General features: G+C 33.5%; 14 protein-coding genes. All 14 read left to right on the forward strand.

Annotated elements, in window-relative coordinates:
- The first annotated feature begins 7 nt into the window (after positions 1-7).
- A complete protein-coding gene (locus tag MHI00_RS17425; protein ID WP_341115561.1) occupies positions 8-598 on the forward strand; it encodes a hypothetical protein in 591 nt (196 codons plus the stop codon).
- Positions 591-2,540: an ATPase gene (locus MHI00_RS17430; RefSeq protein WP_341115563.1), complete on the forward strand. Its 1,950-nt coding sequence runs from the start codon at positions 591-593 to the stop codon at positions 2,538-2,540. Before MHI00_RS17425 ends, MHI00_RS17430 begins: the two co-directional genes overlap by 8 nt.
- Positions 2,541-2,558: 18 nt before the next feature.
- Positions 2,559-3,125, forward strand: coding sequence for a hypothetical protein (locus MHI00_RS17435; RefSeq protein ID WP_341115565.1), 567 nt, complete (start codon positions 2,559-2,561; stop codon positions 3,123-3,125).
- Positions 3,118-4,179 carry a peptidoglycan DD-metalloendopeptidase family protein gene (locus tag MHI00_RS17440; protein ID WP_341115568.1) on the forward strand — a complete coding sequence of 354 codons (1,062 nt, stop codon included), beginning with the start codon at positions 3,118-3,120 and terminating at the stop codon, positions 4,177-4,179. Before MHI00_RS17435 ends, MHI00_RS17440 begins: the two co-directional genes overlap by 8 nt.
- Positions 4,180-4,235: 56 nt before the next feature.
- The gene (locus MHI00_RS17445) at positions 4,236-5,054 is read left to right on the forward strand and encodes a hypothetical protein (RefSeq protein ID WP_229252483.1); all 819 of its coding nucleotides are present in this window, start codon (positions 4,236-4,238) and stop codon (positions 5,052-5,054) included.
- A gap of 324 nt (positions 5,055-5,378) precedes the next feature.
- Positions 5,379-5,621 (forward strand): antitoxin, encoded by a 243-nt coding sequence (locus MHI00_RS17450; RefSeq protein WP_229252484.1) that lies wholly within the window; start codon positions 5,379-5,381, stop codon positions 5,619-5,621.
- Entirely contained in the window at positions 5,622-6,095 is a 474-nt protein-coding gene (locus tag MHI00_RS17455) for a hypothetical protein (protein WP_341115570.1), read from the forward strand.
- Entirely contained in the window at positions 6,088-7,311 is a 1,224-nt protein-coding gene (mobP2, locus tag MHI00_RS17460) for a MobP2 family relaxase (RefSeq protein WP_341115572.1), read from the forward strand. The genes MHI00_RS17455 and mobP2 overlap by 8 nt, the downstream gene beginning before the upstream one ends.
- A gap of 61 nt (positions 7,312-7,372) precedes the next feature.
- Entirely contained in the window at positions 7,373-8,944 is a 1,572-nt protein-coding gene (locus tag MHI00_RS17465) for a DUF3991 domain-containing protein (protein ID WP_341115574.1), read from the forward strand.
- A 168-nt stretch (positions 8,945-9,112) separates the two neighbouring features.
- Complete coding sequence (locus tag MHI00_RS17470; protein WP_341115575.1) at positions 9,113-15,376, forward strand: SNF2-related protein; 6,264 nt, start codon at positions 9,113-9,115, stop codon at positions 15,374-15,376.
- Positions 15,377-15,504: 128 nt separating this feature from the next.
- Entirely contained in the window at positions 15,505-15,717 is a 213-nt protein-coding gene (locus MHI00_RS17475; protein ID WP_341115577.1) for a hypothetical protein, read from the forward strand.
- 51 nt (positions 15,718-15,768) lie between these two features.
- Complete coding sequence (locus tag MHI00_RS17480) at positions 15,769-16,167, forward strand: hypothetical protein (protein ID WP_341115579.1); 399 nt, start codon at positions 15,769-15,771, stop codon at positions 16,165-16,167.
- On the forward strand, positions 16,160-16,651 hold the full coding sequence (ssb, locus tag MHI00_RS17485) for a single-stranded DNA-binding protein (RefSeq protein WP_341115580.1): 492 nt from the start codon (positions 16,160-16,162) through the stop codon (positions 16,649-16,651). The genes MHI00_RS17480 and ssb overlap by 8 nt, the downstream gene beginning before the upstream one ends.
- Positions 16,652-16,695: 44 nt before the next feature.
- Positions 16,696-17,100: a hypothetical protein gene (locus tag MHI00_RS17490; protein ID WP_341115581.1), complete on the forward strand. Its 405-nt coding sequence runs from the start codon at positions 16,696-16,698 to the stop codon at positions 17,098-17,100.
- Positions 17,101-17,135: the final 35 nt, after the last annotated feature.

Below are 17,135 nucleotides of genomic sequence, written 5' to 3' on the forward strand. Positions count from 1 at the left end.
GGAAAACATGGCATTTGATGCGATTAAGGAAAAAAAAGTTAAGAAAAGTAGAAAAGAAAAGAAAGTAAATGCTGAAATAAATCGGTTAACAAAGGTGTATCCAATAGCAGGAATTACTGCAGAGAACTATGTTGTTCTAAAACGTGGTGAAACCAAAATTTTTATGGCTGTACTTGAAACAAAAAAATATGACTTACATTATTTAGACGATAATGAAGCTGATTTTGTCATTAATTCATATTGGAACTTTCTTAAAATGTACAGTTCTTCAGTTAAAGAAATTTTTATGAATTTTCCTGAACAAAATCAAAAGCAGCAAGAATATTTTAAGTATATGATAGAAAAATCTGGTACAGAGGTGCAACTAAAAAGGCTTCAAATGGAGTTAGACAAATTGAAGTTTTTAGAAAAAGAATACAAAAAATTAGCGTCATATTTGTGTGTTTTTGGGTATTCTGTTAACGAATTGGAAGATAACATTAGAAAGTTGAGAAATGGCAGTGACAAGCTATTTCATTCGTCTTTATTAACGAAAGACAGTATTAGAACTGTTTTTAATTTGTTAAATAATACTGGAGGGATTAAACCAAGTGAGTAAAACAATAGAAGTAGATTCAAATTTACAATTCATATATGACACGCAGCCACAAGGTGGCGTGTCTTTTAAGGAGGAGTTTTATAACCGGTATGGTGATTCCTATGGTACGTGTGTAAATATCTATGATACACCGAATATAATGACTGAATTTTGGATGTTGGAATTGACCAAACTCGAGAATACGACGATTATTGTTGATTATGTAACGGATCAAGAGATTGATTACAAAAAAGGAGTAAACGAATCAATTGAAGAACTTCAGCTTAGAAAAAACAGGGCAAAAACCACCGGAGAGTTTGATTTAGCTGATAGTGAATATAATGTGCTTAGAAATCTGAATATAGCAATAACAAAAGAAGGGGAACAAGTAAAAAAAATGCACATTCGTGTGTTTGTGTATGAAGCTACCCTGGCAAAACTAGAAGAAAAAGTAAATGAAATTTTACTAACTATTGGATCTGATGGTTATAAGGGCTTACCGTTATTAGATCAACAAAAGCAAGAATGGCAATCTATGTTTTTACCCTATGAAGAACAAGAAAAACTAGAAAACGAACCACAGGGAATGGAGATTCAAGCAGAAGCATTAGGTTTAGGTTTTGCACATAATCAAACATTTTTATCCGATGAATCAGGTGGTTTCTTTGGAACTACTAGGTCAGGTGGAACAGTCTATTTCGATATGTTTTATAAGTCGCCCACACGTTTGTATTATAACTTATTCGTTGCTGGTGACATGGGTTCAGGGAAATCTACTTTACTAAAGAAATTATTGGCGGATAACGCGAATAAAGGCAATTTTATTAGAGGGTATGATAAATCAGGTGAGTTTGCTTCAGTAGTAGAAGAATATAAAGGTCATTCTATTCCACTTGATGGCTCTCAAGGACTAATTAATATGTTCCAGGTCTATCCAACAGTTACCAAAAAAGGAGATAGTCTAGAGACGGATGTAAAGGCTTCGTTTGTTCAGCATATTTCTACAATGGGAGTTATATACAGAATATTAAATTCAGAAGCTGATTCAACAGAAGTGAAGTTATACGAGGCAGCAGCGTGGGATTTTTATGTAGAGAACGGACTATGGGATAATCCAGAAGTTATCATTACAGAACTCCCAGATAGTGATTATCCGATAGCGGAAGAATTTTCTGAATTTATTAAAATTAAGGAAAAAAATGAAGATGACGATTTTATAAGAAAAGCATATACAAAAATGCGAATCACTATATATCAACTAGTGAAACAATATGGCACTCTGTTTAATGGAACAACAACAATCCCTGATTTAGGGGAGAATCCAGTTGTGTTTTTTGATATTGCCACTCTTTCAGATTTGAAAAATGAGGCTGTATTTGATTGTCAGATATTCATTTCTCTAAACAATATAATGGCTAATGTTATGAAGGTTGGTAGAAAAGAGAAAGAAAAGTTTGATGCACAGGTGAAAAAATTTGGCAGTAATAAACGGTTCCTATGGAACTTGCGAAAATTCCTGATTATTTTAGATGAGTGTCACAACATCTTAAATATAAAAAAAGCATTTGCCACTAAAATATTCATGACAATTATGTCAGAAGCGCGTAAATTTTTTGGAGGAATTGCATTAGGTACACAACGTATTGAACGAATGTTTCCCAAAGTTGATAACGTATCTGACAAAGATATGGCTGAAGCAGCTGATAATTTACGCCAATTGTTTGGATTAACTCAATACAAAATTTTACTAAGGCAAGATACCACTTCTATACCTTCCCTCAAAAACTTGTTTGGTTCCTCTTTCTCTGATCTTGAGTATGAAATGATGACAAAGTACAGGACAGGTAAAAGCGAAGGTGTCGACGGTTCAGAAGGCATTCTAGCAATATCTGGAGACCAAAATTTACAAATGACTTTCCAAGTTACTGATGAGGAAATAGCCATGTTTGATGGTGGATCTTAACATAAAAGGAGAACTGGTATGCAAAGAAAACAAGCCTTGAAAATATATTTTACTATTGTAAGTATTTTTGTTTTATTCTCAATACTACTTTTAATTCAATTGAAAACTCCGGATAAAAGTGAAGAGGTAACGTTGGAAAGCCTTATTGATTCGGAAGAGATTGTAGCGAATGAAGGTTCTAAAGACAGTGAAGAGACAGAAGGAAACGAAGAAGAGAGCATTGAAGAATCTCATGATGCAAATTTAACTGACCAAGAGCTAGTCCAAGTAACTAGTCAAGGATTTATTGCTACATTTTTTACATTTAATGAGCAAAACTTGAAAAATGCTTCCAATTATTTAACGGGTAGTGCGAAAGAAAAATTAGCAAAAGAATCCAATCAGCCTAGTTCAGAAGTTTCAGACATCAAGCTTCTATCATTAAAGGTTATTGACGGTAAATATCAAATACAACATCAATTAACCAGGAAGGTAAGTGATTCAGGTAAAGAAAGAATCATAACGTGTTTGTTAACTTTAACAAAAAATAACGACGGTCAATGGTTGATTTCTGATTATGAATGGAGTGAGTTATCTCTTGAATGATATTGTAAAAAAGAGATTAATAAAGTGGGGATTAGGTCTAGGGTTAGGTAATATTGCCCTAGTCTTATTTTCTTTTTTAATCCTATTAGCTCTATTAGGAAATTTCGTCGATGGGAAGAATAAAAATGATTCTGGAGGTGGAGATATTGGAATTAGTGAACTTGGAGAGAAGGAAATTCCAAAAGAATTTATTCCAGTATATAAAGAAGCGGGTAAAAAGTATGACATAGCTTGGACGTTGATAGCTGCTTTTCATAAAGTAGAAACGAATTTTGGGACAGCTGGAAATATGGTTTCCTCAGCTGGAGCTATTGGTCATTTTCAATTCTTACCTGAGACGTGGTTGGGGTGGGGGTATGGAAAAGCCCCTCCGAAATCTGTGTATGAAGATCCAGCAATGATTGCAAGATATGGAGGGTACGGTGTTGATGCTGATAACGACGGAAAAGCTGACCCATACAACATAAAAGATGCTGCTTTCTCGTGTGCAAACTATGTAAGTAAATCAGGTGGTATGGCAGATTTACAGTCAGCAATTTTCGCCTATAATCATGCACAATGGTATGTAGATAAAGTAATGGGTTACTACAAAATGTATTCAAGTGGTGACTATACTCCAGTTGAAAATGGCGGAGGTAATTCAGGAAATGGAAAGTATAAAATGCCTGTCCCATCACCAGTAACTATCACAAGTGGATATGGTTCTCGTGTAGATCCAATTACTGGAACTGCTGGTGAATTTCATAAAGGAATTGATTTCTCTGGATCAATAGCAACACCGATATTAGCAGTAACAAATGGTACGGTTGTCTATTCTCAATTTAACAATGGGGGGTTTGGAAACTGTGTGATTATTCAACATTCAGATGGTTACTATTCATTATATGGCCATATGTCCTCGTTAAATGTTTCCGTAGGACAATCTGTAAAAACAGGAAGTAAAGTTGGAAATATGGGAACAACTGGAAGTTCAACTGGAGTCCATTTACACTTTGGAGTTTATAAAGGAATTTTCGTAAATCCAGTTGACCCATCACCTTTTCTTGGTCTTTAACCTGATTAAAGAAGATAGGTGAACGTATAAAATAATAGAAATGTTGGTGAATAGAAATGGGTTCATCTGTTAAATTGCATAGTCATGCAGGAAAAAAATATAAGCGAACGGTAGGGATAATCGTTTTAGTTTTTGCGTTTTTCCTATCAAGTAGATGGGTATTTAAAGAGCCACAAATAATAAAAGATTTTCCTATTGGAAGTGTTAGTAATCAAAATGGGAGGAACATTGAGATTACCAATCGTGCTTTTTTTGAGGATACAAATTTGTTAGTATTTTCATTTTTAATTGAAACAAATTCAACTCAAAGTTTAGAGGATTTAACAGCAGTAGTTAAAAAAAGTCGTACCGATTCTAAAGGATATCCAGTTGAAATGTTAAAGGTAAATGAAGAATATTACGTTGTTTTTGTATCTGGACTCGATAAGAAATGGAAGAACGTAGTGATTGAAATAATGTCAAAACAACAGGCCAAAGAGGAATTTAGTGGAGCAGAAAAATTCTATTTTGCTAGTGAAAAAATAGAAAGGGAACAAGTTTACAGGAAGCATAATCAACCCTATTATGAAATGGAATTCCTTCACTTTGTTGAAAAAAATAGCCTAAAAAAAATAAAGGCGTTAAACAAAACAATCGAAAACAAACAATCTAAAATAAAAAAATTAGAAGAGCTAATACGCAATTTAGAAGCTGGAAAGAGTATTGAAACAGATAAAGAAACTGAAAGCACAAAAAATCAAATTACTTCTAATGAATCACAAATTGTTGCATTGGAAAATGAGATTGAAGAGCATAAAAAAGAACAGATTGATTTAGATATAAAGATTGGAAAAGTAAAAGTAAGGATGACTGAAGTCGAAGGAAAAGTAAAATAGCCTTTCGGCTATTGGACTGGTTTGAGTGTATATAAGGAAAAAAGGAACTGGTTTAAAGACTAGTTTAGGTGAATATATGAATAAAATAATGAATAAAGTTGTGTATATACACCAGTTGAAACAGTCTTTTGACTGGTTTCACAATCTTTTTTGTCCCCTTCTCTAATCAAACCGCACTGCGGTTTCCCCCTTATTTAGGGGGCAGATTAGCCTTATGCTCTTACAATCAATTTCTCTGCTTGTTTCACAAGCTAAGAAATAGAATTGTAACTCGGCTTTAAGTCATGCGTTACTTTACTAAATAGATGCTAGGAGTTCACGTATATGGGAGAACTAAAAATTAGAAAAGTTAGTCAAAAAACGATTGCAGGCATAGATGATCTTGCGAAAAAAGCTAGGAAGTCTCGAGAAGGTTACTTACGAGATTTGATTCGGAATCACGTTGAATCAGCCGAAGTCATGGGAGTAAAAAATGATTACGAAGATTTAGTAAAAATTGCGTTGCAAGTCGTCGAGTCAAATACAGAAGCAATAAAAAAATTCAATTCAATCAATGAGGTGTACTAAGTGAAAAGAAAAGAAGTCAGATTTAGAGAAGAACATGAATCAGATTATGGTCTTGCCTACCTTAAACCATTCCAAGAAAAGTTTCCGGACAAACCGCTTTTTGAAATCTTAGAACTCATTTTCAAAGAGCATGAGACTTACAAGGCGCTTGCTGAGGACCGTACAATATTTGTGGACATGATTACCAAAAATTTAGAGAAGAAACTGCGTATCATAGAATTACGTGCAGGGTATGCAGATAAAAATGCTCGTATTGGTTTGGAGCTATGGAATGGTTATTTATTTTCCAATAATCAAGATGGTTACATGTCGACAGAAGAACATATGACGAATCCGATGCGAAAAGCAATAACGACGGTTGAGCGTGACATTGATAAACAAAGAAAACGAAAACTAGAACGAGACGAAAAAGCTAAAAGAAAAGTCGAGCAGGCAGCACAATCAGATGACGTGTTACTGAACATAAATGATTAAGGCAGGTATCGTTCACGTTTCAAAGTATACGTCCAGTAGTGGAAAGAAATTTTCTTCTTATGTGGACTATGTAGATCGAGACGAAGCGGTTCGAACAAAAAATTTTAATAAGTTCAATATGATTGATAAAGATGGGTACAACAACTACATGGAGAATCCAGAAAAGTCTACAGGGCTGTTTACTCAAAACAAAGATTCGTTAAACAAAAATGAAAGAAGAGAACTAAAAAAACAATTCCAAAAAGCACAGAAAAATGAATCTATTATGTGGCAAGATGTCCTTTCATTTGACAATAGATGGTTAGAAAAAAATGGGATATATAAATCCAAAGAAGGGTGGTTGAATGAAGAATTAATCAAACGAGCAGTACGTGAAGGCATGAGTGGCATTCTTGAAAATGAGAACATGAAACACTCAGCAGTATGGTCAGCTGCAGTACATTACAATACGGATAATATTCATGTTCACATTGCGATTGTTGAACCCAATCCAACGCGTGAAAAGAAAACTTTTATCAATAAAAAAACAAAGGAGCCATACGTCGCTAGAGTTGGCCATAGAAAATATGATTCGTTAAAAAAATTCAAAAGCAAGTTAATGGGGGTCTTGGTAGATAGGTCAGAACATTTAACACGTTTGTCTGCTTTGATTCATAATAAAATGGGTGTCAAACAACAGGACTACAGAGAACTTCCAAATAAAGAACTTCATAGCTTATACAATCGGATATATGACGACTTACCTGATGATAAACGAAAATGGAAATACAATATGAACGCATTGAGTGAAGTGAAACCATATATTAATAAATTTGTTGCTGTGTATGTAAATGAGTTCTTAAAAGACGAATTTAACGAGTTTAAAGAGATGGTTAATAGTGATGTTGTTTTCTATCAAGAAGCATATGGTGCAGGTTCAAAAGAAAGTGCTGAAGCTGAAAAAAGAAGAACAAACAAGTACGATGAACTCTTTGCTAAAATTGGAAATTCTCTGTTAGGTGAAATGAGGTTACAATCCGAAGTTGAAAGTCGACGAGGGGATGAGAAAGTAAATGGAAGTCAAATCAATAATCCTGAATACAATAAACAGTCTCATGGAAAAAAAGCAGACTTAAACAAATTAAAAAAAGCTTTTAAAAAAGATTTTGAGAGCATTAAGAACCAACAAGTTTATTTAAAGAATTTGAAAGAGCAGCAAGGCATGGATAGATCATAGAGAAGAAGATTCAACAATAAATTTGTTGGATCTTTTTTTATATTTAATAAGGAGGGATTTCATGGTTGTAAAAGGAAAAATTAGTAATGAGCTAATTGATAAAGCAGCTAAGGCTGATATCGTTCAAATTTGTCGTGACAATGGATTCGAATTGAAAGATATGGGCAAACAATATCAAGTTGTGGGCTATGACAGTTTGAAAATATTTAAAGATACAAATTCATTTAATTGGTTTTCTCAAGGTGTCGGTGGTAATTCAATAAAGTTTTGTCAGACGTTTTTAGATATGAGTTTTCCAGAAGCCATTGATTATTTAACTGATTCTGAAATGAAGGAAGTTAAAGTAGTTGAACAAAAACCGAAAGAACCATTTAAGTATTATTTTGAAAATGCTAAATCATTTGATAAGGCCTATTCTTATCTTGTTGATGAACGAAAAATTGATAAAGATATAGTAGCAGCTCTTCATAAAAAAGGATTAATCAAGCAAGACAAACAAGGGCGTTGTATTTTTGTTTGGGGAAACAATGCACGAATTGTTGGAGCCTCAGTTCAGGTAATAGATCCAAAAGTAAGGGAAAAGAATGATCGTAATGGCTACGTAAATAAGTATGTTGCCAGTAACGTAATGAGTAATTATGGGTTCAATGTTACTTTAGGAACGCCAACGAAAATTTTTGTCTTTGAAGCTCCGGTGGACATGTTAAGTTATTGGTCACTCAATAAAAATCTAACTAATTGTATGTTAGTTTCTATGGACGGTCTTAAGCAGCAATCAGTGTTTAACTTTGTTGAGCAAATGTATTTAACAAAAGGAACAAGCGCAACTGAAGGTGTGTTTTTTGGAGTAGATAACGATAAGGCTGGTCATAAATTCATTGATGGAATGTTTGAAAATCAATTTAAATTCAATCGCCTAATTCCCTTTGATGATCAAATACCAGGACACTTGGTTGAAATTTATAAAGATGTTTCAAAAGGTGAGTTATCACCTAATGATTGGATTGCAGTAGCAGCTGTTCATAAGGCCCTTTCCAATTTTCTTGAAACAAATGACCTTACGAATAAATGGGGGATTGATTGTTTTTACGGTGAAAATTTAAAACCAAAAGTAGAACCAACGCCTATCGATGTACGTGAAGAATCAGAAAAAGTTGTCATGGATCTAAAACAATTTAAACTATCTAATGGTGATTTTGACTTCCGAAGTTTATTTAAAAGTAAAGGTGTTGATACAAACAATTTATCTTTTATATCAGACAAAGTTGAGTACTATCACACAATGTATAAAGAGATTGGTTTTGAAGTAACTAACGAGGTACAAAAAGACTGGAATGACAGATTGAAACAAGAGCATGCTTATCAAATAGAAGCCGACTTATTTGAGAGTGCCTTTATTGATAAAGATAAAAAGGTTGTTGAAATAGCTAAAGATGAGGAGACAAATAAATATAAAGCAAATATAACCAAATACAGTAATCAAGTGGGGTACTTTGAAGCAGATTCTGCAGAGGAAATGACCAAACTAATTAAAGTTTACGGTTTTCAAGCGGTTGATAAAGAAGATGTTAAGAAGTATAAAAAGCAAGAAAAGAAAGCAGAAGTCAAACAATATGCAGAACTATCTCGTTGATGAAAAATTTTTATATCACCTATCTTATCCGGAAAGGGGGTGAGGGAAATGGAACGAATCACTTAGAATATTATTGCTATTGTGACAAGAAGTCGTGTGAAAAATAAAGAGTATTGAGGCACAACAGATAAATTGTTGTGTCTCTTATTTTATGGGGGCGAATAATGAATGGGTTTTTTAGAACAAGCAAAACAGAGTCCTTATTATAAGGAACCTGAATACACAAATGAAGCACAAAAAGAATGGTATGAGCAACATTATTCCTACATGGATTCTATATTTAATGATGAAAAATCTATTCTTGAATTTATGAAGTATGGAGCACAATTATACAAATATGATTTAGCAACAATTCTATTTGCGTATGGCCAAGATCCTGATGCAACATTCTTGGCAGATTTTGACACATGGAAAAAAGTTGAACGAGTACCTAAACGTGGAACCACGTCCATTAGAGTTCCAAAAGTTGTGAATGGATCGTTGAAACAAAATTACCTTTTTGATGTTAAACAAACAGTTGGGAAAGAGTACGCATTTCCTAATTGGAATTATGAAATAGAGCATTTTAAACAGATACTACAAGAAATGCAATTTCAGGATTCTGAAAAGAATTTTAATGCAGCATTTGAATCTCTTGACGAACAATTATTATCTGTTGTTGTTTTATCAAATGATGATTTAAAAGAGACTAATTTAGATGAAGCCATTGTGGTTCAGAGTAGTAAATTTATGATTTTAAACAAACTAGGTTTTAGACCAAATACTGATTTATTAGAAAAACAATTAGGCTCATATGTTAAAACGACTAACTATTTAGGCGTGATGAAGCATGTTCTGGAATTAAACCAAATAGTACTCGGTAAAATTAGAGAAGCAGATAAGATTGTTAAAAATAAAAACTTACTGGAGGCAAAGAAAGTAAATGAAACTAAATTACACTTACAACACAAACGAGAATGGTCAATCAGATCCAATCATTCCAAACAATACAGAACACCTACAGCTAGGGAAATACGGGAAAATGGCTTTAGAGTGGTTAGAAACAGCAAATCAAGGGGAGTATTTACTGTTGCTAATTGGAAATCAACTGATGAATTACGGAAGTTACCAGGAGAACAAAGCGTGGGAACTTCACAACCTCTTGGAGAAAGAATTGTTGGAGAAAGAGCCAGTATTGAACACAATGAGTTGGATGGAAAGAACAAGGCATTTAAACAAAATCAAGATGATAGTGGAGGAACAAGTAATCAGTCAACTATTTCCTTAACATCTAAGAAAAAATCTGAAACAAAAGAAGTTAATCAAGTAGACCTAACAGATATAGACCAGCTGGATCTTTTTCAGTATGAAGAAACTGTTATCGATGCAGATTTAGTTGTTAAAGAAGAAAAAGAAGATATCAAAATAGTAAAACAGGAAGAAATTAGAAATGAAAAGAACCTGATTTCCGTTGGAAATAGTAAAGAAAATAAACCAAAAATTTCAGATTTTGCTTTTCCTGAAGGGGCATTTTATTCAAGCAGCATTAGAGGCAAAATTAAAGATAATATTGCAGCTATTAAATTAGTTAAAAGTCTTGAATTAGAAGGAACACAAGCTAGTAAAGAAGAACAACGAATCTTGGCCAAATATGTTGGTTGGGGTGGACTATCAGTTGTATTTGATAAAAGAGAAGTTGATTTTGAGGAAGAATATAAAGAATTGAAAAGTTTATTATCGGAGTCAGATTACGAAAGTGCTAGAGAGTCTGTATTGACAGCCTACTATACTGATCCAATGATAATTGACCAAATGTATAAAACAGTTGAACGATTTGGTTTTGAAGGTGGAAAAATTCTGGACCCTGGAATGGGAACAGGAAATTTCTACTCAAGTATTCCAGAATCGTTAAAAAATAAATCTGATCTCTTTGGAGTTGAAAAGGATTTATTGACCGGGAAAATCGCAAGTCACTTACATCCAAATGCGGATATTCAGATTAAAGGATTTGAAGAAACTAGTTTTGAAGAGAATTCGTTTGATTTAGTAATAGGGAATGTTCCATTTGATGATTTTACAATTGATATTGATGTTGAAGAAACAGCTGGTGGTAAAAATTCTACCAAAAAATATAGAATACACGATTATTTCATTCAAAAATCAATTAATTTGGTTCGAGAAGGTGGAATAATTGCGGTTATTTCCTCAAGGGGAACATTAGATAGTGGAGGCCTTGAAAAAACAAGGTTTGCTCAAAAGGTAGATTTATTAGGAGCGGTACGTTTGCCGAATAATGCCTTTAAAAAAATAGCAGGAACGAATGTGGTAGCTGATATTCTACTTTTTAAAAAGTTACCAAAATCGGTTAAACGTGAAACAGATCCAACGTGGGTAAAACCGCAAAAAGTTTCATTTGATGATCGATTGATTCAAGGGGAGATTCCAGTTGTAGCATATAATAATTATTTCATTGATAATCCTCAGCAAATTTTGGGAGACCTGGAGCCTCAATTGTATCGTGGCTGGTCTTTAACTGTTAAGCCTTTCAAAGATAAAGACCTTTCTGCGTTATTAGAGAAAGGTTTAGGAAATATTGAAGGTACGTATGAAAAAAGAAAACGGAAGGTTGTAGAAGCTGTTGAAGAGGGCAATAAAGATACTCCAGGACTAAAAGAGCCTTTAATTGTAAAAAATGAAGGGGATTTAAAAGAACCAAGTCGTAATTTTGCCTATTTTGAACGAGACGGTGTTCTATATTTTCATGAGAACAAGCAATTAACCAAAGTAGATGTATCCGATTCATTAAAAAAAAGTATTGTTGGTTTGGTTAAGGTAAGAGAAGCTTTAGATGATGTCATTGAGATTCAACGAAATTTCGGTTACTCGGAGGAAAGATTTCAAGAATTGCTTACAATTTTTGGAAATCAATATGATACTTTTGTGAAAAAATTTGGCTGGATAAATACAAGTCAGAATGAAAAAGCATTCAGAGAAGATGATACACTACCTTTACTGTTATCAATTGAGAACAAAGAGAAAGATGGTAGCTATACTAAAGCAGATATTTTTAAGAAAGCAACGATACGCCCAATTAAACAAATAAACCGTACAGAAACAGCCTTAGAAGCACTCTATTTATCCATGTCACGCAAAGCAGTTGTGGATTTGGATTACATTCAAAGTTTATATCCAAAGCCCTTAGAAACGATTTTAAGCGAACTGGATAAAGAAATATTTATTAATCCTGTTAAATTTACAGGGAAGTTAGATGCTGATTGTTGGGAAATTAATGATGAATATTTAACAGGGGATGTAAAAACTAAGTTAGAAGAAGCTAAATTTCAAGTTGAAAACTATCCGGAACTTTTTACAAAAAACGTGGAGGCATTAAAAAAAGTGATTCCGACAGATTTAAAATCAAGTGAAATTGATTATAAAATTGGTGCTACTTGGATTCCGGTGGAGTATTACAAAGAATTTATGTACTCGACTTTTGATACTAGAGGGTTTAATCAAAATGAAACTTCTGGAATTACGATTGAATTTAATGAATACAATGGGGTTTGGTTTATTCAAAATAAAAACAAAGAACTCTCTTCAGTAATTGTGACAAGTAAATATGGGTCAAAAAGAGCAAGTGCCTATAAGATCCTAGAAGACAGTTTAAATCTGAAAAAAAGTGAAGTTCGAGATCAAGAGCACTATATTAACAGTTCAGGAAACGATGCAATTCGTCATAAATTAAATGTAAAAGAAACAATGATTGCTCGTGAAAAACAAGATGAAATTGAGGAAGCTTTTAAAAATTGGCTATTTTCTGATAGAACCCGAACAGTTGAATTAATGCACATTTACAATGAAAAATTTAATCGAACTCGTCCACGAGTATATGATGGAAGTCGTTTAGAATTTGATGAAATGAATCCTGATTTTGAATTAAGAGACCACCAAAAAAATGTTGTCGCACGTATATTATATAGTGGAAGAGCATTAATGGCCCATGAAGTTGGTGCAGGTAAAACAGCTTCTATGCTTGCAGCTGGTATGCTTTTGAAACAAAATAACTTGATTAAAAAACCACTTTATGTTGTACCGAATCATTTAACGAATCAATTTGCACAGGAATTGTTGCGGTTTTATCCTTCTAAAAATGTACTGGTTACAACCAAACAAGATTTTGCTATGCAGAATCGTAAGAAATTTGTATCTAAAATTGCGACAGGCTCATATGATGCAGTAATTATTGGCCATTCACAATTCTACAAAATTTCTATGAGTCAAGAGTATCAAACCCAAAAAATTAAGAAAGAGCTAGAAGATATTTCATTTTCTATTGAACGTATGAAGAATGAAAAAGGGGAACGATGGACCTTGAAAAAAATGATTTCTTTTGAGAAGAAATTAAAGGAGAAATTAAGTTCATTAAATTCGACCAAAAATAAAGATTCATTGCTGACTTTTGAACAACTAGGTGTCGACTTTCTCTTTGTTGATGAAGCTCACACATACAAGAATTTACACACCTACACGAAGCTTCAAAACGTTTCAGGTGTAAATACCTCTCATAGTCAAAGAGCGAGTGATATGCACATGAAATGCCAATATATGCTTGAACAAAACAATAGAAACGGCGTAGTATTTGCAACCGGAACTCCTGTCTCTAATTCAATGAGTGAAATGTATACAATGCAACGATTTTTACAACCGGATATTCTTGAAAAACAGGGGCTAAGTGCTTTTGATGCATGGGCGTCAACGTTTGGAGTTATTGAATCGTCATTGGAGATAACCCCAGCTGGAGACAGCTATCAAATGAAGAACAGATTTGCCAAATTTCATAATTTACCTGAGTTGATGTCTACCTTTAATTTAGTAGCGGATATCCAAACTGCAGATATGTTGAAACTACCGGTTCCCGAAGTTAAGGGAGGGAAAGCACAGATCATTGTAACTGAAGCTAGTGACTATCAATTAGAAATGATGCAGGAGCTTGCAGACCGGTCTGAGGCTGTTCGTAATAGACAAGTAGAACCTTATGAGGATAATATGCTGAAAATAACTCATGAAGCAAAACTAATGGCAATTGATCCACGTTTAATTGATGAAGCAGCACCTAACGAACCTTTTTCAAAATTGGGAAGATGTTGTGATAAAGTGTTTACTATTTGGTTGGAAAGCAAGAATAATAAATCTACTCAAATGATTTTTTCTGATAGTGGTACACCGAAACCTAGTTTTAATGTTTATGATGAAATCAAAAGACAACTTATTGGGAAGGGTATTCCAGCCCATGAAATTGCTTTTATTCATGATGCTAAAAACGATAAACAAAAAGATATTATGTTTGAAAAAATGAGGAAGGGTGACATTCGTATTTTATTAGGGAGTACAAGTAAAGTTGGAACTGGGACAAACGTTCAGGATAAACTTTTAGCTGTTCACCATGTAGACGTACCCTGGAGGCCTTCTGATATTACGCAACGAGATGGTAGAATTATCAGACAAGGGAATGAAAATAAGGAGGTACAAGTTTATCGGTATGTGACTAAATCAACATTTGATTCTTATTTATGGCAAATACAAGAGCAAAAACTCCGGTACATCAGTCAAATTATGACTGGAAAGAGTATTTCTCGTTCTTGTGATGATCTTGATGAAACTGTATTGAACGCTGCTGACGTAAAAGCAATTGCAACAGGAAATCCTTTATTAGCAGAAAAAATGGTATTAGACAATGAAATTACACGTTTACAGTTGATTAAATCAAGGTGGGCAGATGATAAATTAAGGCTTCAAGAGCGTGTAGAAAAAGTTATTCCAAGCCAGATCCATGATGAACGAATCTTAATAGATAAGATTTCTAAAGATTCGACTCTTCTTTCTATGGATACGTCCGAAGATTTTAAAATAATTATTGGTGGATTGGAGTATTCTAAAAGAGCGGATGCAGCTAAGCATTTAGACTTACTTTGTAAACGAGTCCGAACTATAGATGCTGAAGAATTAGATGTTGGTGAATTTAAAGGATTTAAACTTGCTGTGTCACCTGCTGTATATACGGATGGCTATAGGTTGACGGCAACAGCCGAATCAACATACGAAGCTACAATTTATACTGGAACTGAGATTGGCAGTATTAGAAAAATAGAAAATTTAATAGAACGAATACCTGGTAAAGTAGATGAGCTTAAACAAAGTATCGATGGGTTAGAAAAGCAATTAATTGATACAGAACAACAGCTGAAAGAACCTTTTAAAAATGAAGAGAAGTTGTTAGGTTTATTGATTAAACAAAGGGAACTAGATTTAGAAATGGAAGCTGGAGTAAGTCATAAAACAGACGATGTCCAAGAAATTACCAATAAAGAAGTGAAACAACCCGTTGTTCAAATAGATCTGTCTGGAGCGAATCAAAAGTTTGGCTCAGATTATGAATACGGTAGAGAAAGATAGAAGTACCGCCGCATATCCTTCGTGTTATGCGGATTGTTTTTTCTTTCATAACTTGTTATGGGTTGCTTTTACCATGATATCATGGTAAGATGAAATTTATAAAGATAGTAACACTAGGAGTGTTTTTTATGAAGGAAACTACAAAGACAGCAAAATCAAAATTAAAAGCAAATAAAGCGTACGAACAAAAGAACAAAGAAAAAAAACAATATTGGAACAAACGTAGTGCTACTAGAAGTTTTTTAAGAGAATATGCAACGAGAGATGACCTAAAAGAAGTAAAGGATTTAATAAAAAAAAGAGAATTGTTTTTAGAGGATGAGGAAAAGAAAGAAAAATAAAGGTTCACTTTTGTCATAAACAAAAATCGGGAAAATGAGGAGGAAACAAATATGTTTATTATCAATGGATTATTTACTGTTATTGAGGAATTTTTTATCACATGGGACTTTTTAGCTGCGAAGATAGCGCAATTTGTTGTAAAAGTAATAGGAAAGCTATTTAATGGATTAGGTGTATTATTTCAAGAAGGAGATACTACAGAGAAAATATTTTGGGGTAGTGTATTCTTTTTAATTGGCTTGGTTGTCGTATACGCTAGCGTTAAAATAAGTCCATTTTTACTTTTATGGGTTGTCGTGGGTCTACCAGTCGTACTATTCTTAGGTAAATTCATAGCATTAATCGCCATTGGGTTAATTTTCTACGCTGTGATACGTAATATAATCACGAAGCTAGCTAGTCTAATAAAAAACGTCTTTTCCTCAAAGAAGGTGATGATGAATGATTAATAGAGTCGTGTTAGTCGGTCGTTTAACAAAAGATGCGGATTTACGTTATACATCAAGCGGTACAGCTGTGGCTTCTTTTACAGTAGCAGTGAATAGACAATATACTAATCAACAAGGTGAAAGAGAAGCTGATTTTATCAATTGTGTTGCTTGGAGAAAAACTGGTGAGACACTTGCTAATTTTACTCGTAAAGGGAGTTTAATTGGAGTAGAAGGTCGTATTCAGTCTCGTAATTACGACAACCAACAAGGGCAAAAGGTTTTCGTTACAGAAGTAATCATAGATACTTTCTCTTTGCTGGAGTCTAAACAAATAAATGAACAAAGACAAAATAAATCAAATTCTAGCGCTGAAGTAAATCAAGCAACCAACAAACAAAATTCACCGCATCCACAAAATAGTTCAAGTAATTACCAATCAAGTCACGATCAATTTGATAATGGACATCCAATAAATATAAGTGATGATGACCTTCCTTTTTAAAAGATAAGAAATAGGTTGGTTTATTTGAAAAGGAGGGAAATATCTTGATAAATGAATTTGGAAATTCAAGTGACAACAGTGATGATTTAGAAGAGGTCAATCCAATTGCAACATGGAGAGACATACTTGATATGACACTTGAAGATAGTGGATTTGAAATATTTAATACTAAAAATTTCGATAAAAAAAAGGTACCCTTTAGAGGAACAATTGCAGATTTAAATGAAAGAATATATCTAATTAAAACTGGTGAAAAAATCTATATGTTCCGAAACAATGAATTTGAGATTACAATAAAAAAACTTCCTGATGATGAATTGAGAATCGAGGTTACTTCACTTAAAAGTAAATCTGAGCTTCTAACTATCGGAAAAGAGTTTGAGAAAGAATATAATATTGTAAAAAATTCTGCTGAACAACTGGCTATGTTTTTTGGAAATGGTATATAAAGAATGTCAAATTGCTCTTTTTACAGCTATTTATT

Source organism: Carnobacterium sp. FSL E2-0243 (assembly GCF_038003605.1).
GTDB lineage: Bacteria > Bacillota > Bacilli > Lactobacillales > Carnobacteriaceae > Carnobacterium > Carnobacterium maltaromaticum.